Origin of the sequence: Bacillus sp. DTU_2020_1000418_1_SI_GHA_SEK_038, from assembly GCF_032341175.1 — a bacterium.
In the GTDB taxonomy this organism is placed as follows: domain Bacteria; phylum Bacillota; class Bacilli; order Bacillales; family Cytobacillaceae; genus Cytobacillus.
On sequence record NZ_CP135435.1, the window covers coordinates 3,437,924 to 3,461,277 of the forward strand.

The following is a 23,354-nucleotide window of genomic DNA, read 5'->3' on the forward strand; positions in this document are numbered from 1 at the left end:
TATTAAAAATGTACCACATATTAACGAGGCGATAAAGAAGAATGAGTAGAAACATGCAAAGGATTAGAAAATAGTATTTTGAAAATATTATTTATTCCGTTATTATTAATCGCATGAGGATGAATAAAAATCATCCATCCCCATTCGTATCGAACTCTAAATCAGATTTAGGAAGGGAAGGGACAGGAAATGAGTAATGAACTTAATCAGTTGAGAGACCGTGTAGACGAACTAAATTTACAACTTCTTTCATTAATTAATGAAAGAGCCAAATTGGTTCAGGAAATTGGAAAGGCGAAAGAAACACAAGGTGTTTACCGCTATGATCCTGTCCGTGAGCGACATATGCTCAACTTAATAAAAGAGCATAATGACGGCCCTTTTGAAAACTCAACAATTGAACATGTGTTCAAGGAGATTTTTAAGGCGGGATTAGAGCTCCAAGAGGATGATCATCGTAAAGCACTTCTTGTTTCAAGAAAGAAAAAGCCTGAGAATACGATTGTTGACTTAAAAGGAGCAAAAATTGGTGATGGAAATCAGCATTTAGTATTTGGTCCTTGTGCAGTTGAATCGTATGAACAGGTTGCAACAGTTGCTGATGCTGTCAAGTCTAAAGGACTTAAGCTTCTTCGCGGGGGAGCGTATAAACCAAGAACATCCCCATATGATTTCCAAGGACTTGGACTTGAAGGTCTTAAAATCTTAAAAAGAGTTGCAGATGAATTCGATTTAGCTGTCATTAGTGAAATTGTTAGCCCTAATGATATTGAAACTGCTGTTAATTATATTGATGTTATTCAAATCGGTGCACGAAACATGCAGAATTTCGAGCTCTTAAAAGCTGCAGGTGCTGTCAATAAGCCTGTATTGCTGAAACGTGGAATTTCTGCAACCATTGAGGAATTTATTAACGCCGCAGAATACATTATGGCACAGGGCAATGGACAAATCATTCTTTGCGAACGCGGAATTCGTACGTATGAGCGTGCTACGCGCAATACTCTTGATATTTCTGCCGTACCGATTCTAAAACAGGAAACACATTTACCTGTATTAGTTGATGTTACGCATTCAACAGGAAGACGTGATTTACTCCTTCCAACAGCAAAAGCAGCATTAGCTATCGGTGCGGATGGAATTATGGCTGAAGTTCATCCAGATCCTGCTGTGGCTTTATCTGACAACGCCCAGCAAATGGATTTAAAACAGTTTGATGAGTTTATGAAAGAACTGCAATCTTCTGCTTTTGTTCGAGTATAATACCCGAAAAGCCTTCTGCTAATTGTCAGAAGGCTTTTTTACGTCTAGCTTCTGCAGTTGTTTGTTAAACATCTGTAAAAAAATAGCTACTTGACATTGCGGCATTCCTCAGTCTGTCGTATGATAAGATACATAATTATCGCAGATTAACGGGCTGTAAGATTCCAGCCCAAGAAATTATTGAAATAAAAAATTTTAAAGTGTGAGATCTAACAGCCCGTAAAGGCCCGATAATAGGAACATAGACTAAGAAAGCCACGTCCTGTGGCAACGTCTATGTGACCCACATCCTGTGGGCCGCAACTAACATTCAGTGGGGAAGAAGAACCCCCACTGAATGTAGTTTCACTAATGATTGTGTAGCAACTCACAAACATAGTGGTGAGTAGGTTATGATTGCTTGTTGTAAACTAGTAATTAATAAGTAACTTTGCCAATTTTTTAAGGAGTGATATAGATGAATGTAACCATTTATGATGTTGCAAGAGAGGCCAACGTTTCCATGGCAACGGTTTCCCGGGTAGTAAACGGAAATCCTAACGTAAAGCCCGCAACAAGAAAAAAAGTATCAGAAGTTATTGAAAGGCTAGGCTATCGGCCGAACGCTGTTGCGCGCGGACTAGCAAGTAAAAAAACAACAACGGTTGGGGTTATAATTCCTGATATTTCAAATATCTTTTTTGCCGAGCTGGCGAGGGGGATTGAAGATATTGCCACAATGTATAAATATAATATTATTTTAAGTAATTCAGATCAAAATTTAGATAAGGAACTTCATTTAATTAATACAATGCTTGGAAAGCAAGTAGATGGAATTGTATTTATGGGTGGAAATATAACCGAGGAGCTTGTACAGGAATTTGAAAAGTCACCTGTGCCAATAGTGTTAGCGGGTTCAATCGAAGAAACAGAAAGAATTCCTTCCGTTAATATTGACTATGAGCAGGCAACTTATGATGTAATTATGACCTTTATTAATAAAGGTCATAAAGATGTAGCCATTGTTTTAGGGCCTTCTCATGATCCTATTAATAGTGTGAAAAAGCTTGAAGGCTACAAACGCGCTTTGGCAGAGAAAGGTTTGCCATTTAAGGAGGACTTAGTAGCAGAAGGTGACTACACATATGATTCAGGAATTGAAGCATTTGAAAAGCTGCTTGAAGCTGGGACAAAACCAACTGCGATTTTTTCTTCTTCAGATGAAATGGCGCTCGGCCTTGTCCATGGCGCTGAAGATCGAGGCTTCAACATTCCAGATGATTTTGAAGTAATCAGCTCTGATAACACAAAATTGTCATTAATGGTTCGTCCTCAGCTAACGACAATCGTACAGCCGCTCTATGATATTGGCGCCGTAGCGATGAGACTATTAACAAAATATATGAATAAAGAAGAAGTAACAGATCATATCATTGTACTCCCACACCGCATCGAAGAACGAAGCTCAACAAAATAATGAAATTGCCGATAAAATAGAAAAGCGGAAGCTATTCATTATTTTGAGAGGATCGGGAGAGGGACTTTATGAAAAAGTTTGACGTATTAACGCCAATTGGGTTAGTTGTCGGTGTAGTTATGCTCATTTTTGGAATTGTGACAAATGGAGGGATAACGGGCTTTTTTTCTTTCATTGATCCAGCCTCCTTGTTAATTGTATTAGGTGGAGTCATCGCGGGGCTGCTAATTAACTTTCCAGTTAAGGATATGAAGCATATTTTCACAGTTATCAAACAAGGCTTCAGTCAAAACGAGCAGAATTTAGATCAACTGATCAAGACATTTGTCACCCTATCAGAGCGTGCACGGCGTGAAGGGCTGCTTGCATTGGAAGTTGAAATAGAAAAAGTTAAAGATCCTTTTATTCGCAAAGGTGTATTGCTGGCCGTTGATGGAATTGAGCCTGATATGATTAATGATATTATGAGCGCAGAAATAACAGCAATGGAAGAAAGGCATCGGAAAGGAAGAAATATTCTGGAGAAGGCCGGCGAGTACGCTCCCGCCTGGGGGATGATCGGGACACTGATTGGTCTGGTTTTGATGTTAAAAAACCTAAATGATCCTTCAAGTTTAGGTCCAAATATGGCTGTTGCGCTCCTAACAACTCTTTATGGAACATTGTTCGCAAATCTAGTATGTTTACCACTTGCGTCTAAACTTGCATTAAAGACTGATCAGGAGGTTTTCCTAAAGCAAATAATTATTGAAGGCGTTATAGGTGTACAAGCCGGTCAGAACCCTAAGCTGCTTGAGGAAAAGCTCAGTGCTTTCTTGTCTTCTAAAGAGCGCCAAAAAGCTGCAGAGTTAATAACCTCTGGGGAGGCACTAAACGATGAGGCTTAAAAGAAGGCCGCCTAATGCTCGAAAAGGCGCGCCCGCCTGGATGGTCACATTTTCTGATTTGGTTACATTAATACTAGTATTTTTTATTTTACTATTCTCCATGTCGCAAATTGATATGATTAAATTTAAGGCTATAACTGAATCCTTTAGGGAGCAATTTTTTGATTTCTACCCTTCTGTTGTTCCACTCGATAATCCTTCAGCCTTGGATACTTCGATGCCAGTAGTGAATGACAAGGAAAAAGACAAAGATGCTGATGTGGCTGATCAATCTTTAGAAAATTTATTAATTGAAGTACAGAGTTTCTTAGACAAAAATGGGCTGGATGATGTCGTTCTTGCTAACCGTACAGAGCGTGGTGTTGTTCTTGTTCTCCAAGAAAAGGTTCTTTTCGCACCTGGACAAGCAGACGTTATTGGCAATGCTTACCCGTTCCTTGATAAGGTTGGAGAATTATTAATTAAACTGCCCAATTTGGTCAAGGTTGAAGGTCATACAGATGACCGTCCAATGAACAGTTTTCGGTATCCCTCCAATTGGGAGCTATCTGCTGCGCGGGCGAGCAGTGTAATTAACTACCTCATAGAAAATCATCAGTTAGATAGCAGCAGATTTATTGCGGTAGGTTATTCAGATACAAGACCAATCGTGTCTAATGATACACCAGAAAACAGACAAAAGAATCGCCGTGTGGAAATTGTTATTTCCGACCCGAAATATAGTAAAGATGAGCTTGTTACGAAATAAAAAACTCTTTCGGTAACGAGTTCATTTCCGAAAAACATATTCAAATAGTAATAATGGCTATGAGAAAGAATTTAAACATAAAAAATGCTCAGAGATCCGTTATACTCTGTGCATTTTTTTATTGGGCTTAGGACCCATACTTTTAGGGCTGTGGACTTTATTAAAGGACACAGGATCCTTTATTTGCATAAATACTAGCGTATGAGAGTTTAGAGGACACAGGATCCTTTATTTGATAAAAAACAAGGAGATAATGACGACTTTTCATCAAATAAAGGAACGAGTGTCCGATACTGCCAAAAAATAAGTTTATTTTCACAAATAATGGAACTAGAGTCCCCCCACCCACGAAAACGGATCTTTTTATTTATGTTCTTTAATTGCATTCGTTAACGAATCATAGGTAATTTTCCAGTGTGAAGCATGCCAAATCACTTCGCCGTTTTTAAATAGAAGTACTTGAGGTGACTCATGTTTAATATTAAACTTCTCCGCAATTTGATTTGACAGAGAGCGGTCTTCTTGAACGATCAGATAATAAATTGGCAGGTTCTCATGTTCACTAGCAAAGCTTTCATACTCTTCATAGGCAGCCTGGCTAATAGGACATGTGGAGCTATGCTTTAAAACTATAAATTGCTCTGCAGCTTGTAAATTCTGTTCAAAATCTTCACTTCCATTAAACTTTTTCACTTTACTGTCCTCCATTTTTAAAAATAACAGCGAAGTCATGATACCACCCCGCTGTTTTTTAAACAATTTTAATGATTATATTTATATTCAGTCTCATCAAAAGCTTTTTTCGTTTCTTCTAGCTTTTTCTGGACCTCGTCATTATTGACACCTTGATGATTGCTAACAGCTGTCTTGTTTTCTTCTGTGCTGGCAGTCAAATTTTCTATTGGCTTTATGTTTTTCACCTTATTTACCAATTCAATGGACTGCTTGGATACGGATTGGGCAAGAACATTTGACTTTTCCTTGGCAGCTCCTGCTAACTGAGTGCCCCTAGACATGGCTGTTTCACGTATTTGTCCTGTTTTTTCTTTTATAACACCAGCTTGTTCATTAATATTAGTTCTTAATTCCTTACCAGATTTAGGTGCAAGGAAAAGTGCCGCAGCCGCACCAACCATTCCACCAATAAGAGCGCCTATCAAGAAATCCTTCGTATTAATATTTTCCTCTGATTTTGCTTGACCCTGTTCATGACTTCTCTCTTGACTACTCATACCCTTCTACCTCCTATTAATTTCTTTCTCTAATCCATCTTTTCTGAGGTACATGCTTATCGGCTGTAACTTCTTCTAATTGGGATTGTTTTCTCATTTTCCACTTATCTTTAAGCTCCATAAGAATTTGACTCCATTGTACTACTTGAGAAATTCTATCTTTATTCTCCTCTAGCCCATTATCGATAGAACGTGAAATCTTTTGAATGGACCCGTTGAAGCCGCGGACTGAATCCCCTACTTCCTTAACAGCATCTACAACACTGCCCAGGCTTTCTGATTTTTGCTGTATATCTTCTGCTAGCGCATTCGTTTTTTCGAGTAATGCCGTGGTTTCTCTTGTAACTCCTTCTAACTGGCCCTCTAAGCCTATTAACGTTTTCGAAACACTATCAAGTGTAACCTGAAGAGACTTTAATGTCTTTGATAGGTAAATGACGAGAACGAGAAAAGCAATGGCGATGACTGCTATACTTAAATACATAATGATCTGCACTTTGATGACCTCCATTTGTCCTAGCTATTTATCTTTTTCCCCAGTTGCTATTAACATAAACCCCCTAATCTATATTGAATTCCATTTAATAGATCAATTTCCTGCTAGTAAATCTATGTATATTGGACATTTTAACATAATTGCCCAATGTTAAAGTATATTAATAAACAAAAAATTCGAATCGGGATACAATAAAAGACCAAATCACATCTACGATTTGGTCTGCTAATTCATATGCTAACCACAAAAACTGAACTCCTTAGTTTAAGTGGCTGCATTTTTACATTAATAATTGATTTTCATAAGCTTCCTGAAACTTTTGAATATCTCCGGCACCCATAAAAATAAGAACGCTATTTTCATGTGTCTTTAAGATAACTGTATTATCTTCAGTTAAAATGTTAGCACCAGGGATTTTTTCCTTCAAATCCTCTATTGATAATTTGCCGTGGTTCTCTCTTGCGGAACCAAAGATTTCACATAAATAAACCTTGTCAGCCAAATTCAAGCTTTCGGCAAAATCCTCGAGAAATGCCTGTGTTCTCGTAAAAGTATGTGGCTGAAAAACACAAATGATTTCACGATTAGGATACTTTTGACGCGCTGCATCAATAGTTGCTTTAATTTCTGTTGGATGATGGGCATAATCATCAATGATTATTTGTGTATCGATCTTTTTTTCTGTAAATCTTCTTTTAACCCCACTAAAGGTTTTAAGATAGCTTTGAACGATTTCAGAATCTAATTCTTCATAGTGGCATAAGGCAATAACTGACAGTGAATTTAAAATGTTATGGTCCCCGAAGGCAGGAATAGAAAAGGTTTCAAAAAACGTATTTCTTACAAATACATCAAAGGTTGTTCCTTCTGTTGATTTGATAATATTCCGTGCTTGAAAATCATTTTCTTCGCCAAATCCATAAAACAGGACAGGTACTTTTGCTTGAATTCGCTGCAGTTGTTCGTCATCACCACATGCGAAAATCCCCTTATTCACTTGCCATGCCATTTCCTGGAACGCAGAAAAAACATCCTCAATGTTGGCAAAGTAATCAGGGTGATCAAAATCAATATTCGTCATGATAGCATAATCAGGGAAATACGATAAGAAATGCCTTCTGTATTCACAAGCTTCGAAAACAAAATACTCAGCATTCTCGTCCCCACTTCCCGTTCCATCACCAATAAGGAATGAAGTTGGTTTTGCGCCTTTCATAACATGTGCGAGCAAGCCTGTAGTAGAAGTTTTTCCATGAGCGCCTGTAACGGCAACACTTGTAAAATCCTTCATAAAATCGCCAAGAAACCGATGGTAACGTATAACAGGCAGTCCAAGATTCATTGCTTCTTCAATTTCTTCATGAGTATCCGGAAAGGCATTTCCAGCAATAATGGTCATTCCAGGCTTTATATTTTCCTTTTGAAAGGGAAGGATCTTTATTCCAGATTGCTCAAGGGCCAGTTGTGTAAAAAAGCGTTTTTCATAGTCTGAGCCTTGTACTTTATAATTCATATCATGCAGTACTTGCGCCAAGGCACTCATTCCGGACCCCTTAATACCTACGAAATGGTAAATAGTCATATAAAGAACCTCCAACCATCGTATATCTGTAAAACAGTATATGACATTCATCTAGTTTTGCGCATATCCCAATTTAGGACATGATTTGGTCAAAGAAATATATTTTTTATTTCTAAACCTAAGTTTGTAAGTCATCTTTTACGTTATATTGAATCATATTCAAACATTATATCACTATTTATTTTTAAAAACTATGTAATGAAATCCCAGTTTGAAACGGTAAGTTTGATTCATTTTGAAGCTCCATGTGCCGCCTATGGTCATGGAGCTTATAACTCTTTTCTATTCAACCTTTTCTAGTCGTGGATTTGGACGATAGCGTCTTCCGGCTTTAGCAGCATGCTTTCCATTAATTAGAACATTATCACCTGTAAATCCAATATTAATCTTTAATAAGCTGCTTCCAACTCCATACATGTCTACTGGAACACCCTGCTCTTCAAACTCCAGAATCCTAGATTCATTAAATCCGCCGCTAACGACAATTTTTACATGATTGAAGCCTTCATCATCCAATGCTTTTCTTAGGGCAAAAATTAATTCTGCATTCACCCCTCGAGGATCAAAGGTTCCTAATACATGCTGATTTCTCAAGAAATACTGATCAATCATCGTGCGGGAAGTATCAATCCGGACACCCTTCAAGTCCTTTCCAAAGACTCTTGCTACCTTTAGGGAGTCTGTAATGGCATCATTGTTATAATCAACTAAAGAGACTAGCTCATCTTCCGGGAATGTTTCCTGATATGCCTTTGTTGCAGCAACGATATCCCCGTTAAACATCTGAATAAGAGCATGGGGCATAGTGCCCATTCCTTGTTTGCCCCACCATTCATTCATGGCATGGGTTGCTTGAGCAGTTGATCCTCCAATATAAGCTGCATAGCCGTCCCCTGCTTGTGTTGTATAATGATCATCACGATCACCCATGAAGATTACTGGCTTTTGCGTTCCTGATACACTTGCAGCCTTGACAACATTATATACGTGTGTAGCGACTGACGTCCGTCTGGAAAGAATTCCATCAATCACTCCTTCTAAATAACCAAAACTTTCATATTTCCCTGTAATCGTTAGTACAGTTTCAAATGGCGCAATTTTGTCGCCATCCTTTAATGAATATATTTCAAGTTCGTCTGGATTATCAGCAAATGTTTTAAGAAGTGCAATAACTTCATCTGTTCCACACAAAACAGCATGTTCTTTTTGAAAAAATTGCATCGTTACAATAATATCTTTATGATATTTATTCACAATCTCTCTAGTCTTTAAAAAGTAAACCGCAGAAAACCAGCCATCTCTAATCCGCTCATCAAATTTAAAAGTCTGGTTAGTTAAGCGTTTTATTTCCCCTTTTACTTTAAGTTCAATTTCCTTCATCCGTAAGCTCCTCACATACCGTTCATATTCCCTAGGTTGTATATTTATTTATTTATATTATTTTAAACATGCAAGTAAAGAATACCATGGATTAATTTATTGTACTAGAGTCTAAAAGTGATTCAAGCTCCTCGGCTGTTATAAGCACCTCTCTTGGCTTACTTCCTCGTGTCTCCGAAATAAATCCCTGTTTCTCCATCATATCGATGAGGCGTGCAGCACGATTATAGCCCACTTTGAATCTCCTTTGAAGACTAGAGGTGGACGCAGCCCCTTGATCGATTACAAATTCACATGCTTCATAAAACAACTCGTCTTCTTCCTCTATAACCTGTGCCTTTTTTAGCAGTTCTTCTTGTTCAAATAAATATTCCGGGTCACGTTCCCTTCTAACATGGGCCACTACATCATCGATTTCCTGATCAGAGACATATGTGCCTTGAAGACGAACAGGCTTAGATGATCCATTTTCTAAGAAAAGCATATCTCCACGTCCAAGCAGCTTTTCAGCTCCGCTAATATCAATAATTGTTCGAGAGTCAATCTGTGAGGAAACAGAGAAAGCAATTCTCGTTGGAACATTTGCTTTTATTAAACCGGTAATGACATCTACAGATGGTCTTTGTGTAGCAATAATTAAGTGAATTCCGCAAGCTCTCGCCTTCTGAGCAATCCGGCAAATCGCTTCCTCAACATCTGCAGGAGACATCATCATTAAATCAGCAAGCTCATCGATAATAATGACCATGTATGGGAGCTTATCTGAATATCGCTTATGCTCTTCAGCGAGCTCATTAAAGCGGCTAATATCCCTTACCCCTGTATGAGCAAATAGCTCATAGCGGCGTTCCATTTCATCCACTGCCCATTTTAATGCTGCAGTAGCCGCCTTGACATCCGTAATAACTGGACTCACGAGATGCGGAATTCGATTATAAGGGGCCAGCTCCACCATTTTCGGGTCAATTAATATGAGCTTCAGTTCATCAGGTGTTGCTTTATATAAAAGACTGACAAGAATCGTATTAATACAAACACTTTTTCCAGACCCGGTTGCACCGGCAATTAGGCCATGCGGCATTTTTCGCAAATCAGTTACTATCGGATTGCCTGCTATGTCTAGTCCTAGAACGGCAGTTAATGGCGAACTGCTGTTATGGAACTCGGGACTATTAATAATTTCACTAATAAATACAGGTCTGCTCGTCTTGTTAGGGACTTCGATTCCAATGGTATGCTTGCCCGGGATAGGTGCTTCAATTCGGATATCCCTTGCTGCAAGGCTTAATTTAATATCATCAGATAAATTAGTAATCTTGTTTACCTTTACACCTGGCTCTGGCTGCACTTCAAATCTAGTAACAGACGGACCTTGGGTAACATTTACAACATGAGCATGAACATTGAAGTTTTTTAAAGTTGAGTTTAGCAACTCCTTCTGTTCGATAAACCAATCTGAAGATTCCTCCTGATGGACTGGTGACAAAAGCAAGCTTTTGGCCGGGAATTGATAATAGGCAAGCTCCTCTTCTTTTTCTGCAGCTGGTGCGGCTTCTTGAGTGGCAGAGACTATTTCTTTCTCTGCATGGTCAACAACTTCCTCTCTCTTTGGAGGAGCAAATGGCCTTACTTGATTAGCGAGCTTTTGTTTATCATTTTTGAGCATGATAACGTTAAATGGGATATGCTTTCTTGTTGATGAAGACTTATCCTTTTCTTCTGCCTCTATTTCTCGTGAGGTAATGGAAATTTCTTCACGGACTGCCTCAGTTGTTATTTCCTGCACAACTGGCTGCATCTCTTCCATTTCATCTTCATCAATTTCATCCAAAGTCTTCTCTTGTTCATCGGAAATTGGATTAGTCTCTTTTTTCTCGTCTATCTTTATTTCGTGAGCATTTTCTAACATACTCCCTACTTCTAGTTCCTTATTATCTTCATGAATTTCATCCAAAGTCTTCTCTTGTTTATCGGAAATTGGATTAGTCTCTTTTTTCTCGTCTATCATTATTTCGTGAGCATTTTCTAACATACTCCCAACTTCTAGTTCCTTATTATCTTCATGAATTTCTTCCAAGTTAATGCCTTGTTCAATAGAATTTAGAATAAGCTCAAGTTCTTCAATCTTTATTTCTTGATCATATTCTAACTTACTCTCTATTTCTAGTTCCTTATTTGCTTCCACTTCATATGAATTATCTGTATGAGGTACCTCTGCTGCATGCCGATTTTCCCTGAACAGATTAGTTTCTTCTAGAATTTCTTTATCTTCGGATAAGGGTTCATTAACCGGATTGAAGTGATCTTTAACTGGCTTCCGAACAGATGACAGCTTATTTTTTATATCGTCATAAGTTATGCTGCTTAACTCATGTTTAACCTTTACCTGCTTTGTTCGTTTAATAGGTTCTATAGTCTTTGGACGTTCAAATCCATAGATGGGCGATGGAGTTTCTGTTGGCCGAAAAGGACCTTTTCTTTGCGGTACTTCCCTTTTTTCTTTTACCGTATGAACTTTCTTCTCCTGGATCATAGACTCATCTCTCTTGACTCTATGATCGGGAGTACGTGAAGCTTGGCCCCCTTCTTCCTTTCTCAATCTAGGCTCTCTTTGTTTAGAACCATGTTTTTCATCGGGAATCAGAGGAAAACGAAATTGTCCTTTCGGATATTGGTATACTACCTTAGCATTAACATCTTTAGAAGTTTCTTTTTGATTGTTTATATCAGATCTGTCTCTATGATCTTGAGTCATATATTCTTGTTCATAATCAGTCTTATTTTCTTCATTCTTAAACATTTGAAATAGTTTTTTTATCCAACTCAATTTATACCAACTCTTTCTCTAATTGTATCCTTTCCATTTTAACAGTATTTCGCGAAAATTGGAGAAAAAATAAGAGATTGAGTCTATTGGGGCAATTAATTCAAGTAAAAAGGACCACATTTTAGTGGTCCTCCGTGAAAAATATATCTGCTATTTCTTTTTCGTTTGGCCCAGGATAAATATTGGCTCTAGCTCACCGTTTTCATAGAGAAAGGATAGAGCTGTAATAGGCACCCTGCCGCTTGCAAAGAAGCTCATTGTCATCTCAGAGAGAATGTCATAGCCGGTGTCATTCATAATATCCGCAATAATTAGCACATCCTGATGCGGAACTGCCACAGCCATTGTGCCTTTAATTTGCTTTGCCTTTTCTTTCAGAAAGGCATCATTTAAAATTCTGCTGGCATCATAGCCATCATTTTTATTTAAGAAATAAAACGTATTGCCAGCAACTGTGTCACTTTTTAAATCGGTTGACAGCGAGCGCACGTTAAATAAAGCAATTTCCTTTATTCGTTCGGGAACCCAGCCTTCTTTTTGAATGAGTCTAAAATCGATTAAGCGGTAGGTAGTGCCTAGATCCAGGGCATAATAAATTCTTGTCTCTGCAGTATGGTCATCTGTTAGAAATGGAATTTCTTCCTCAGATTCAATTGGAAATGAAGTTGAACGAATAACTGGGAAGATGTTTTTTTCATACCCTGATAGCTGAACCGGGTTCCCCCCGTCCATTGCTTGTAAGCCTTCCTCCACATAATATACAACCTCATCAATTGCGTTTTCCTTCTGAAGCTCCCATTTTGCAATAATTCCTGGTAAAGAGATTGTGATCCCCTTCCCAGTTTGCTTATTTTCGATGCGAAGTTCATCTTTTTTCCTATCGAATGAAAAAGTACGATTTGCATGGGCTAATCGCTTTTCCAATTCCTTCTTCATTTTTAAACTATCCATTTTCATTACAGGTTCCTCCTTGTAGGAACTTATTACGAACAAAGGGGCCGGACCCCATTTTATTGGAGGCGACCCCTTACGAATCAGTCCATCAAATTTTACTGCTCTAGTTTTTCAATAAAATTCTCGATTTCTTCCTGGGTTTTTCGGTCTTTGCTTACAAATCGGCCTAATTCCTTTCCATCCTTATAGCCAATAAAGCTCGGTATTCCAAATATATCTAGTTGTCCACAAAGATCAATAAAATCATCACGGTCTACATATATAAATGTATAGTCCTGATATTTCGCTTCAACTTCAGGCAAGATTGGTTCAATCACACGACAATCTGGGCACCAATCGGCAGAAAACATGAAGATATGCTTTCCATTATCTCTTAGCTGTTCAAATTGTTCCATAGATTCAAGCTTTTTCATTTCCTTCTCCTCCAGTGTGGATTTTCATATCGCCAAATCGAATCCAGCCTTTTTTTCTCATATATTCAGATAATATCAAACTTAACACAGCAGGACCAATAATATGCAATAGTAAAACTTTCAAGATTATATCTAGCCCAAATCCCATCGTTGTAAACGTCATAATTTGACCAACTAAACCACTTGTTCCCATCCCGGCACCAGCAGCGTTGCTTTCCATCATCCAAATGGTTGTTCCAATTGGGGCCAGCACCGCTCCTGCTAGTGTTGGCGGAATAAGAATGAGCGGATTCCGAATAATATTCGGCACTTGAAGCATAGAGGTTCCAATGCCTATAGCAAGTAAACCGCCCGTTTTATTTTCCCGAAAGCTGCTGACAGCGAAACCTACCATTTGAGCCGCACACCCAATTGTCGCGGCTCCTGCGGCCAAGCCGTGAAGATCAAGCATCATTGCAATGGCCGCCGAGGAGATGGGAGCAGTTAGAGCCAAGCCCATTAAAACTGCCACAACAATGCCCATAATAATTGGTCGTTGCTCTGTTCCCCAAACAATCATACTTCCTAAGCCCTTCATTAAATAATTGATTCCTGGTCCGATTAGGGTTGCAACTGCATAGCCAGTAACAATTGTAACAAGTGGAGTAACGATGATATCAATCTTTGTTTCCTTGCTGACAAGCTTCCCAATTTCCGTTGAAATTAAGGCTGCCGCAAAACTGCCGGCAGGGCCACCTAATGTTGCACCTGCAGCTCCGCTCACAATAGCTGAAAATAGGACCAGCGGCGGGGCCTTCAGACCAAATGCGACAGCTACCCCAATAGCGGGGCCGTGTAAACTCATCGCTAGTTTGCCCATTTCAGTTAAATACTCTATTCCTAATTGGTCACCAACAGTTTTTACGATTAATCCTATTATTAATGATGCGAATAGTCCAAGTGCCATGCTGCTTAGGGCATCTATTAAATATACCTTTGCGGAAAGGCTAACTCCTTTTCTTTTTAAAAAGGCCTTCATCTCATTTTTCCCCCTAGATGTTTTTTCTTCATCTTTTAAAATAACACATGTAAAGACACATGTAACTCCTTTTTTCTATTCCTCTAGCTTTCCTATCACATATTGTCATAATAGGGAAATAGTTCTATAATTAGGTAATATTTTAATTTTTCGTACATTTACCAACGAGTGAGGTGGACATTTTGAAAACCATTCGCGGCAAACTGGGACTAGTTCTGCTTATGACTATTGGAGGTCTTATTTTATTACTTTCTTTTAATTTTATTCTTCAAACGATTCAAGAAAAAGGTAGGGAAAAAGAAGCTGCCTTACTTTCAATAGTTGATGGAAGCAAGTATATTATGTATAACCTTGCGATGACTAGAAAATATGAGCAGCAATTCTTAAGAGCACCAGATCAGCTTGGTGCAGAACTTGTTATGCAAAGTATTTTAAGAGTGAAATCCGAATCAAGTAGAATGAGTGAAAAACAAGAAAATGAGAAGATTAAGGATCAATTTAAAACGGTCATTCAAAATACTGATTCTTACTTGGAGAAATTCACTATTTTATCGGAAATGTACAAGCAAATTGGCTATAGTGATGACAAAGGCCTTAAAAGGGAAATTGCCATTACGGCAAATCAAATAAGCAGTCTGACTAAATTGCTAAAAAACCCTAGTATTGATGAACAGTTTTTACTGATGAGGATGTATGAGAAACAGTATCTAGCTACGAGAAATGAAGAATCGTATCAACAATTTATTCATTCTGGCGAAGTGTTTAAGAGCGAATATGAAGCAAGCGAAAATCTTAGTAGCAGCTCTAAAGCTTACCTAGAAAGATGGCTGACGGAATACAAGAATGCTTTAAATGCTATCCATACCTCTTTTCAGCAAACAGAGGAATTTATCATCCTGTTTGATGAAGAAGCTAGGTCAATCGAACAATCAGCTGGTGAGGTCCAAAGAGGCGTTATTGCTAATCAGCAAAGCCTGCATAGCGAATTGAAACAACAAAATGCATATTATACATATTTAATCTATGCAATAAGTTTATCTCTAGTTATCGCATTGGTTATTGGAGGATTTTTGCTATCAAAGGGAATTACTAAGTCTATCACTCTTTTAAAAGCAGGTGCTGAAAGAATTGGTGATGGAAATTTGGGTTATCGAGTTTCAACAATTGCAAAGGATGAAATGGGTGAGCTTGCTCATACATTTAATAGAATGGCTGAAAGGGTCCAGCACTCCTTTATCCGAATTCTAGAATCGTCAACCCAGCTTCAAGCATCTTCCGAAAATCTGGCCGCGATTTCAGAGGAAACAACAGCACAGGCAAATGAGGTTGATGCGGCAATTAAACAGATTGCCATTGGAGTAGAGAGTCAATCCTCTCACCTTGAAGAGAGCAGAAAAGAGATAAAAAAAGTTTCTGAAGCGATTTATCATACTGAAAATTTAAGCCATGAAATCTTAGAAGAGGCCGCTCTAACTGAAGAGGAAGGGCATAATGGAATTCATACCGTCCAACATCTACAGAACATTTCCGATCAATTCCTAAACCTCGCCAATCACGTAAATGAAAAGGTTAGTGAGGCTGCCCAGCAGTCCAGTCATATTAGCTCGATTGTTGATACGATACAGGCCATAGCAGATAATACGAATCTATTAGCCTTAAATGCGGCAATTGAAGCCGCTAGAGCAGGTGAAGCTGGAAAGGGATTTGCGGTTGTTGCTTCTGAGGTAAGAAAACTAGCAGAACGTTCAAAACAAGAGGCACAGGAAATTCACTCACTTGTTTCCTCAATGAATCAAATTATGGAGAAGCTACTGAATGAAACTGAGCATTTTAATGAATATAAGCTTCTTCAAGGTGAATCTGTCCAAAAAACAAAACTGGCTTTTGAAACAATCGTTGGGCATGTGAATGGGATCCATAATAAAATCAATACAATCGGTTCCTCTGTAAAAGATGTACAAGCTACAAACCATGTATTGAACGAAAGGATCCAAGAGGTCTTTACCGTTTCCCGAGCCTCTACAGCAGCTTCTGAGGAAGTGGCAGCATCAAGTGAAACTCAGCTCGAGGCCATTTTGAAGGTGAACTTGGCGGCAACTGAACTTAGTATCATTGCTGGTGATCTTAAACTAGAGGTGAACAAGTTCAAGCTTGATCCAGCTGATGAGAAGTTATTCGAGACTGTGGCGAAAAGCCGTCCAAATTATTTTAAAAAAATCATAAACAACCTAAAATTAAAAGCAAATAGAAAACGCAAATAAAAAAGCTAAGCATTCTGCAAGGTTTCCCCTTGAAAGAGTGCCTAGCTTTTTTACCTTAGAAGGATAATAACACTGAGGGTATTAACCTTTTTTTATTTCATCTCGACTGACTGAATAATTTCAGCCATATTACCTGCTTCAGCTGATAGATTTTTGGTTTTCGATTGAGTTGTAATCTTAACCCCGCCTGTACCTATAATCAATTCATTTAATTTTTTGTCCGTACTTTTAATCAATAAATAACCATGATGCCCGTTTTTTGTAGATAATGTTTCTTTAAAGTCATATTCCTTTTGCTTTAAAGCTGCTTCATAAATAACTTTACTATCAGGACCTTCATGAGGATTATAAAATAGAATATACTTCTTCGAACCATTCTTCAAAATTATATTATTTGGTGTCTCTTTGTCCACTTCAAATCCGAAAGGCAGATAGAACTTTATATCTTCATTTTCATTATTTGTTGCTTTTGGATCCTTTTTAAACGCTTCACCAACAGCATCCTTTGCAGCAGTTTGCTCTTCTTTTAACGAGGCAGAACAAGCACTTAGCAGTAAAACAACAATAAACAAGAGCAAGGCAGCTTTTAAATGGTTTATCATACTTTCTTCCTCCTTGCTAGGAAAGTGCAAGCGCCTCGGTCACCCCCGACAAGCACGTCCTGTACGTCTGGGGTAGGCGCTGAAGCTAGATTTAGGAAAAACTATCATTCTTTTCTATCATACATTTCCTTGCAATCATCTGGCAACCCTAATACTTTGAATTAAAGGAAACTAATTGGATTTAATGGTAAAATATATCATAGAGGTTCATGGTGGGGGTTTTTAACTAAATGATCATCGAACACTCAATAACATTTTTAAGGAGGAATTTACATGGAATTAACAGTATACTTAGCAGGGGAAATTCACTCAAACTGGCGGGAAGAGCTAAAAGATGCTGCGAGGTCTCATAAACTTCCCCTTCATTTCGTTGGTCCGATGGAGAATCACGACAGATCTGATTATATAGGGGAAGAAATACTCGGCAAACAGCCTAATGCTATATTCCGCGATGAAGCAGCTTCAAGAATTAATAATTTAAGAACACAATTACTAATGCAAAAATCTGATCTTGTTATTGCCCTTTTTGGAGAGAAATATAAACAGTGGAATACAGCCATGGATGCAAGTGCTGCCGTTGCTTTAAACAAGCCCCTTATCATCATCCGCCCCGATGAGCTACATCATCCCTTAAAGGAGCTTTCCAACAAAGCCAATGTTACTGTTGCAACAGTTAGTCAAGCTCTTAAAGTTCTAGCATATATTTTTGATGAAAAGTAGGATGTTTAGAAGGGGCTGCTAAAGCAAAGGTCAGCCCCTTATTTTTTCCTATATTCATACTGGCCAGCTAGAAGCTTTACAACATGTCTAAACATTTCAGTTCGGCTGATTTTTCCGTTTGTAAATATTCCCACAGCTCCTTCTTTTTTGCGTACATCTTCCTTTTCAGTAAAGCTCTCCATAACCGGACCCAATTCTTCCCCTTCAAGCAATCTATCCGCAATCGCTTTAGGCAGTGGTATGCGCGCACCTCCAGCAATAATCGGGGACTTGTCCTTTTCCGCAAGTGCTCCCCAATTGCATAAAAATAACCCATATTCCGTTTCTTGAACTCCACCCTCAAGCCCAATACCAATATCCCCGTTTCCTGCTTCTAATGCACTATACGCTCTATTGATTGCCCCTCTAATTGTTTCTTCATCTGAGAAAGGCTGATCACTCACACCAGACGGAACATTTACCGAAATAACTTGATCATGTTGAAAAACGGATTGGACTGCTGATACCTTTACTGGATTATTCGAACCAATAACTATTTTCATGACTTTAACTCCTTTAAGTTGAATGAAAAAGAGACACCAACTAGGCTGTCTCTTTTTTATTTACGAATTTTGACGAATAGATTCAACCGTTGTGCGGTCACAGGATTTAACAAGCTTAATCAGCAATTCTTTTGCAGCTGCATAATCATCCACATGAACTATGGAACCATGAGTATGAATATAGCGTGAGCAAATACCAATAACTGCACTTGGCACCCCTTCATTGGAAAGGTGAACACTGCCGGCATCTGTCCCGCCTTGGGAAATAAAATATTGGTAAGGAATATTGTTTGACTCTGCTGTGTCTAGGATAAACTCTCGCATTCCACGATGAGTAACCATCGAACGGTCGTAGATGCGCAGAAGCGTTCCTTTTCCTAACTGGCCGAACTCATTTTTATTTCCTGACATATCATTTGCCGGACTTGCATCCAATGCGAAGAAAATATCTGGTTTAATCATATTTGCTGCTGTTCTCGCACCGCGAAGGCCAACTTCTTCTTGAACCGTAGCACCTGAATATAATGTATTAGGCAGCTTTTCATCCTTAACTGCTTCAAGAAGTTCTACTGCCAAGCCACAGCCATAGCGATTATCCCATGCTTTTGCAAGGATTTTCTTTTCATTCGCCATTGGAGTAAATGGACAGATTGGAACGATTTGCTGACCAGGCTTAATTCCGATTTTCTTGGCATCTTCTCGGTCATCCGCACCAATATCAATTAACATGTTTGTGATTTCCATCGGCTTACTGCGCTTAGCCTCATCTAATAGATGTGGTGGAATGGATCCAATGACTCCAATCACAGGACCATTATCAGTTATAACCTGAACTCTTTGAGCCAATAGAACTTGACTCCACCAGCCTCCTAATGTCTGAAAACGCAGCATGCCATTATCCGTAATGGAGGTAACCATAAAGCCTACCTCATCCATATGACCCGCAACCATTACTGTTGGGCCATTTTCGTCTCCTTTTTTCACCCCAAAAATACTTCCAAGCTTATCCTGTACAACTTCATCTGCATATTGGCCAAGCTGTTCCCGCATAAATTGGCGAACTAAATGTTCATTTCCAGGTGCTCCTGGAAGCTCAGTTAATGTTTTAAAAAGTTGCAGCGTTTTTTCGTTCATGAGATTGCTCCTTTATTTATTTCCTTATATTTTATGTATGCTTCTATTATTTTACAGAACTTTTCGATTGCTTACCACTAATTCAGTTTTTGTCCAAGCTATTTCTTTGATAAGATAGTACAGAGATACAATTTGTTACGTTATTTTACAATTGGGGGGATGCTTATGAACTGGAAATCATTTTTATTAGGTGTTGGGGTTGGCTTAGCAGGCGGGTATGCCGCAAGAGAACTGCTTAGTCAAAAAACAGTCGTTTCACCTGAAAGAGCATTGTCAAATGCAAAGACTGCATTTAAGAATGAGGGGCCCGTTAGCGGATCTTGGATTCATATGCAAACGGAGCCGTATCAAAAAGATCATCTTAAGTATGATGTATATCGGGGCGGGATATCCAGATATACGGGCGAAGAGACAGAACAATATGAGTTTATTGCTGACGCCAAAACAGGAACGATTCTTGACGCGTATAGGCTCGCATAGATTTAGTATGGTATTAATAAAAATTTGCACCTCTCTTAATAAAAATTAGAGGTGCAGCTTTCTTATTTTTTACGAATTCTATCCAGTTTATTTATTAATTTGCCGTCTTTATCCCATTTGACTGCTCGATAATAAGCATCATGGTAAAAAGTAAACCAGGCGTTGTTTTCCAAGCCAAAATGGATCCATTTATCTTTTGCCCAAATCGAATTCATTGGATAGTCATCATAGGCTAACACCCATAAGACGTTTTGGTGTGCATGGGTTGGCATAATGTCTCCCATATGGATGAGAAAATCATCTCCATCTTCAATAATAATAATTGAGTGCCCATCACTATGTCCTCCTGTATGAACCATTTGGATAGAGCCCAATGACCATTCCTTATCAAAAGTAGTGACCTGATCTTGAATAGGCTCCCAATTTTCCTTCCAATATGTATTACGAGAACGAATATTTGGGTTTCTCATTTCATCCCATTCTGTTTTCGAAACAATGATTTTGGCATTTGGAAAAACCGAGTTGTACGTTTCGTTGTTCGGACTAGTAAGGCCACATGCATGATCAAAATGCAGATGGGTCATTAGGACATAATCTATTTCTAAAGGTTTAATATTTAGTTCTGCTAATTCCTTCACTACTTGTGATTCCTCAAGTGCGCCAAAATTACGTCTTTGTTTTTCCGTTAATTTCCCATTTCCTAATCCAGAATCCACTAAAATATTTTTTCCTTCTGCCTGGATCAAAATAGGATCTGTACGGAGTTCAATTTGATTTTTTTCATTACAAGGATATTTTTTAGACCACAGCGGCTTTGGAACGACTCCAAACATCGCTCCTCCGTCTAGGAAATTTACTCCGCCACGCAGCCATGTCAGCTTTGTATTTTGCAATTGCAATGTTTCCATGAATTCCCCTCCTGTATTGCATTTATTTTACCATTTGTGTTTTATTAGTAGAAATATTTCGAATCTTGATCTCAAAGAAAAAAGCTTACCAAGTGATAAGCTTTTTTAACGATACTGGACTTCACATCGATAGATGCGATTTCCTTTTTTTGAAAATTTCTCTTCATATTCTGTCATAATATTGCCTTCAACCCCACTATTATGAAGATCTAAGCTTATATTCTTAAGAAGCAGTCCATATTCAGAAAAACTCATTAACGAGAATTCAAACAATCCTTGATTATCAGTTTTAAAATGAATTTCGCCATTTTTCACAAGAATTTCCTCGTAATTTTTTAAGAACGTTTTATAGGTTAATCTTCTTTTCGCATGGCGAGTTTTCGGCCAAGGATCTGAGAAATTCAAATACACTCTATCCACTTCTCCCGCCTCAAAAAACTCCCGAAGGTCGGCTGCATTAACATTCATCAGCTTTACATTAGGCAACTCTTCTTCAATAATTTTATCAAGCGCCGTCACAATGACACTATCCTGCAATTCAATCCCAATATAATTAATATTCGGGTTCGCCTTAGCCATTCCTGTAATAAAGCGACCTTTTCCTGTACCGATTTCTATATGAAGAGGCTGAATATTATCGAATACATCCTGCCATTTACCTTTATTTTGTTCAGGGGCAGCCATGACATATTGAGGGTATTGTTCAAGTTTTTCCTTTGCCCACGGTTTATTTCTTTGTCTCATAATAGACACTCCTATTAAATAATATCGTTCAAACCATAACATGCATTTATTGAGCTTTGCAACAATTACATGCGGATGCTCGGCAACTAGAATATTAGACCATGCATAAATAAAAAAGGGAATTCACAACCTAACAGTGAATTCCTTTGATTTTTATCCGCTGCTAATCTTTACAGGGAGGGTTCACGATGCCGATCAGCCATCAAGATAAATTAACTTTATTGAAAGATATATTAAACAATCATCAAATGGATTGCTGTGGAACCGTTTCTGAATGTGAACAATTAAAAAGGCTTGTTAAATCAATCATGGTGCAGCCAGGTCTTGATCAACATACACAATCGATATTGGAAGAAATTTATTATTACAGTCAGCACGGAAGTCAGTCGGCTCAATTAGACAATCATATTGAAGCCCATCAATCTGAGCTCTCACAATGGGTGAATGAGATTAATCAATTCTCGTAGTCTTTACCGAAATGCGGAAGTGCCTTGATCAGAGGCGACAAGCATAAGGCGGGCTGGCGAGAAGGTTGTACTTTAACCTTCTTGTCAGACTGACTTATGACCTCCGACGTACAGGATGTACTAGTGCCGACTTTGCCACAGGACGTGGCGTCTTAGTCGGCGAGCCTCTAGGCGCTGGAGCTAGACAGAATTCCGTTTAGAAATTGGAGCCATTTCTCCATCTCCTGTAACCGGAGTTTGTTTTTATGCCATTGAATGAATGTGAGAGTTTGCGCAATGGCATACCATTTCATTCTTAAAAGTAATTCATCCGTCAGAGTTCGACCATATCGGCTGACCCAGTCTGACCATTCTTTCTTAGGGATATACCAGTAAAGCAGCATGCCTAGATCGATCGCTGGATCCGCAATCATTGCCCCATCCCAATCAATTAAATACAGCTGGTTGCTTTCTGCAAGCAGCCAGTTGTTATGATTGACATCGCAATGGCAAACCGTTTTCTCATCACATTGTATATTCAATAATTCTTTCCTGAGAAACTCCAAGGAGTCTTTAACTGTTTGATTCTGTCTAAGCTCCCCATCTATTTGCTCTTCAATCATGCGCAATAGCATATTTGGATAAAGCGGTGATTTGCCCAATCTTTTTAACATCCCAAGCAAAGGTTTTGAACTATGGATTTTTTTGAGCAGCTTTGCTACTCGTTCATTATTCATCTCTGCCTGTTTGAGCTCTCTTCCATTTAACCATTGCTGAGCGGTAATAACATCGCCGGTTTCAAGCCTTTTCGTCCAAACAAGCTTAGGAACGATTCCCTCGGCTGATAATACTGCGAGAAAGGGAGATGAATTCCTTTTCAGGAACAATCTTTGCTCCTCATGCTTGGCAAAAAAAGCCTTCCCCGTTGCACCCCCAGCAGGGACGATCTCCCATTCTTGTCCAAATAATTCTTCCAACATTGTTCACCTGCAATTTAGTAAGCCATTTATGCAAATAGCTGTTATAGAAAAGCGTAGGCGGCTTGCCAAAGGAACATCGATTAAAAACCGCCACGTCCTGTGGCGAACATCGATGTCAGCACATCCTGTGCAAGTCCGACAAGCATAAGACAGGCTAGTGAGAAGGTTGTTCTTTAACCTTCTTGCTAGACTGGCTTATGACCTCGAGGGGCTAGCCGCCGAAGCTAGACAATAGAAAAGCGTAAGCGGCTCTTAAACCACTGAAGCTAGACAAAAAGCGT

The 23,354-nt window shown here is 38.7% G+C and carries 23 protein-coding genes; 8 read left to right on the plus strand and 15 right to left on the minus strand.

Features of this window, described 5'->3' with window-relative positions; genetic code table 11:
- Positions 1-189 precede the first annotated feature (189 nt).
- From RRV45_RS17165 to motS, 4 genes are all read left to right on the plus strand, one after another.
- On the plus strand, positions 190-1,263 hold the full coding sequence (locus RRV45_RS17165) for a bifunctional 3-deoxy-7-phosphoheptulonate synthase/chorismate mutase (RefSeq protein ID WP_315665901.1): 1,074 nt from the start codon (positions 190-192) through the stop codon (positions 1,261-1,263).
- A gap of 457 nt (positions 1,264-1,720) precedes the next feature.
- Positions 1,721-2,719, plus strand: coding sequence for a catabolite control protein A (gene ccpA, locus RRV45_RS17170; protein WP_315665902.1), 999 nt, complete (start codon positions 1,721-1,723; stop codon positions 2,717-2,719).
- 68 nt (positions 2,720-2,787) lie between these two features.
- Complete coding sequence (motP, locus tag RRV45_RS17175) at positions 2,788-3,606, plus strand: flagellar motor protein MotP (protein WP_315665903.1); 819 nt, start codon at positions 2,788-2,790, stop codon at positions 3,604-3,606.
- Positions 3,596-4,354 carry a flagellar motor protein MotS gene (gene motS, locus RRV45_RS17180; RefSeq protein ID WP_315665904.1) on the plus strand — a complete coding sequence of 253 codons (759 nt, stop codon included), beginning with the start codon at positions 3,596-3,598 and terminating at the stop codon, positions 4,352-4,354. The genes motP and motS overlap by 11 nt, the downstream gene beginning before the upstream one ends.
- 363 nt (positions 4,355-4,717) lie before the next feature.
- Here the strand turns inward: motS and ytxJ are convergent, their stop codons facing one another.
- The 9 genes from ytxJ to RRV45_RS17225 form a co-directional block, all read right to left on the minus strand.
- Positions 4,718-5,047, minus strand: coding sequence for a bacillithiol system redox-active protein YtxJ (gene ytxJ, locus RRV45_RS17185; RefSeq protein WP_315665905.1), 330 nt, complete (start codon positions 5,045-5,047; stop codon positions 4,718-4,720).
- Between the two features lie 68 nt (positions 5,048-5,115).
- Positions 5,116-5,586, minus strand: coding sequence for a YtxH domain-containing protein (locus tag RRV45_RS17190; RefSeq protein WP_315665906.1), 471 nt, complete (start codon positions 5,584-5,586; stop codon positions 5,116-5,118).
- 16 nt (positions 5,587-5,602) lie between these two features.
- The gene (locus RRV45_RS17195) at positions 5,603-6,082 is read right to left on the minus strand and encodes a DUF948 domain-containing protein (RefSeq protein WP_315665907.1); all 480 of its coding nucleotides are present in this window, start codon (positions 6,080-6,082) and stop codon (positions 5,603-5,605) included.
- 280 nt (positions 6,083-6,362) lie between these two features.
- The gene (gene murC / locus RRV45_RS17200) at positions 6,363-7,664 is read right to left on the minus strand and encodes a UDP-N-acetylmuramate--L-alanine ligase (protein WP_315665908.1); all 1,302 of its coding nucleotides are present in this window, start codon (positions 7,662-7,664) and stop codon (positions 6,363-6,365) included.
- A 282-nt stretch (positions 7,665-7,946) separates the two neighbouring features.
- The gene (locus RRV45_RS17205) at positions 7,947-9,044 is read right to left on the minus strand and encodes a nicotinate phosphoribosyltransferase (protein ID WP_315665909.1); all 1,098 of its coding nucleotides are present in this window, start codon (positions 9,042-9,044) and stop codon (positions 7,947-7,949) included.
- A 91-nt stretch (positions 9,045-9,135) separates the two neighbouring features.
- Positions 9,136-11,799, minus strand: a complete 2,664-nt coding sequence (locus RRV45_RS17210) for a DNA translocase FtsK (protein ID WP_410489389.1) — start codon at positions 11,797-11,799, stop codon at positions 9,136-9,138.
- Positions 11,800-12,021: 222 nt separating this feature from the next.
- Positions 12,022-12,828 (minus strand): DUF1444 domain-containing protein, encoded by an 807-nt coding sequence (locus tag RRV45_RS17215; protein WP_315665911.1) that lies wholly within the window; start codon positions 12,826-12,828, stop codon positions 12,022-12,024.
- Between the two features lie 92 nt (positions 12,829-12,920).
- Positions 12,921-13,238, minus strand: coding sequence for a thioredoxin family protein (locus RRV45_RS17220; protein ID WP_315665912.1), 318 nt, complete (start codon positions 13,236-13,238; stop codon positions 12,921-12,923).
- On the minus strand, positions 13,225-14,256 hold the full coding sequence (locus RRV45_RS17225; RefSeq protein WP_315665913.1) for a PTS transporter subunit IIC: 1,032 nt from the start codon (positions 14,254-14,256) through the stop codon (positions 13,225-13,227). Before RRV45_RS17225 ends, RRV45_RS17220 begins: the two co-directional genes overlap by 14 nt.
- Positions 14,257-14,945: 689 nt before the next feature.
- On the opposite strand from RRV45_RS17225, the gene RRV45_RS17230 reads away from it, so the two are divergent.
- On the plus strand, positions 14,946-16,517 hold the full coding sequence (locus tag RRV45_RS17230; RefSeq protein WP_410489390.1) for a methyl-accepting chemotaxis protein: 1,572 nt from the start codon (positions 14,946-14,948) through the stop codon (positions 16,515-16,517).
- A 92-nt stretch (positions 16,518-16,609) separates the two neighbouring features.
- On the opposite strand, the gene RRV45_RS17235 is transcribed toward RRV45_RS17230, so the two are convergent.
- On the minus strand, positions 16,610-17,119 hold the full coding sequence (locus tag RRV45_RS17235) for a hypothetical protein (protein WP_315665915.1): 510 nt from the start codon (positions 17,117-17,119) through the stop codon (positions 16,610-16,612).
- 273 nt (positions 17,120-17,392) lie between these two features.
- Here RRV45_RS17235 and RRV45_RS17240 point away from each other — a divergent pair, with 273 nt between their 5' ends.
- Positions 17,393-17,839 carry a YtoQ family protein gene (locus tag RRV45_RS17240; RefSeq protein WP_315665916.1) on the plus strand — a complete coding sequence of 149 codons (447 nt, stop codon included), beginning with the start codon at positions 17,393-17,395 and terminating at the stop codon, positions 17,837-17,839.
- 38 nt (positions 17,840-17,877) lie between these two features.
- Here RRV45_RS17240 and RRV45_RS17245 read toward each other — a convergent pair whose 3' ends face one another.
- Both RRV45_RS17245 and RRV45_RS17250 read right to left on the minus strand, forming a co-directional pair.
- Positions 17,878-18,381, minus strand: coding sequence for a DUF84 family protein (locus RRV45_RS17245; RefSeq protein ID WP_315665917.1), 504 nt, complete (start codon positions 18,379-18,381; stop codon positions 17,878-17,880).
- A gap of 60 nt (positions 18,382-18,441) precedes the next feature.
- Positions 18,442-19,515, minus strand: a complete 1,074-nt coding sequence (locus RRV45_RS17250; RefSeq protein ID WP_315665918.1) for a M42 family metallopeptidase — start codon at positions 19,513-19,515, stop codon at positions 18,442-18,444.
- A 165-nt stretch (positions 19,516-19,680) separates the two neighbouring features.
- Here RRV45_RS17250 and RRV45_RS17255 point away from each other — a divergent pair, with 165 nt between their 5' ends.
- Positions 19,681-19,995 carry a PepSY domain-containing protein gene (locus tag RRV45_RS17255; protein WP_315665919.1) on the plus strand — a complete coding sequence of 105 codons (315 nt, stop codon included), beginning with the start codon at positions 19,681-19,683 and terminating at the stop codon, positions 19,993-19,995.
- A 62-nt stretch (positions 19,996-20,057) separates the two neighbouring features.
- Here the strand turns inward: RRV45_RS17255 and RRV45_RS17260 are convergent, their stop codons facing one another.
- Together RRV45_RS17260 and trmB are read right to left on the minus strand one after the other, a co-directional pair.
- Complete coding sequence (locus RRV45_RS17260; protein WP_315665920.1) at positions 20,058-20,903, minus strand: YtnP family quorum-quenching lactonase; 846 nt, start codon at positions 20,901-20,903, stop codon at positions 20,058-20,060.
- A gap of 105 nt (positions 20,904-21,008) precedes the next feature.
- Entirely contained in the window at positions 21,009-21,647 is a 639-nt protein-coding gene (gene trmB, locus RRV45_RS17265; protein WP_315665921.1) for a tRNA (guanosine(46)-N7)-methyltransferase TrmB, read from the minus strand.
- Positions 21,648-21,835: 188 nt separating this feature from the next.
- Here trmB and RRV45_RS17270 point away from each other — a divergent pair, with 188 nt between their 5' ends.
- Entirely contained in the window at positions 21,836-22,114 is a 279-nt protein-coding gene (locus RRV45_RS17270) for a YtzH-like family protein (RefSeq protein ID WP_315665922.1), read from the plus strand.
- Positions 22,115-22,281: 167 nt separating this feature from the next.
- On the opposite strand, the gene RRV45_RS17275 is transcribed toward RRV45_RS17270, so the two are convergent.
- A complete protein-coding gene (locus RRV45_RS17275; RefSeq protein WP_315669071.1) occupies positions 22,282-23,070 on the minus strand; it encodes a phosphotransferase family protein in 789 nt (262 codons plus the stop codon).
- Between the last annotated feature and the right edge of the window lie 284 nt (positions 23,071-23,354).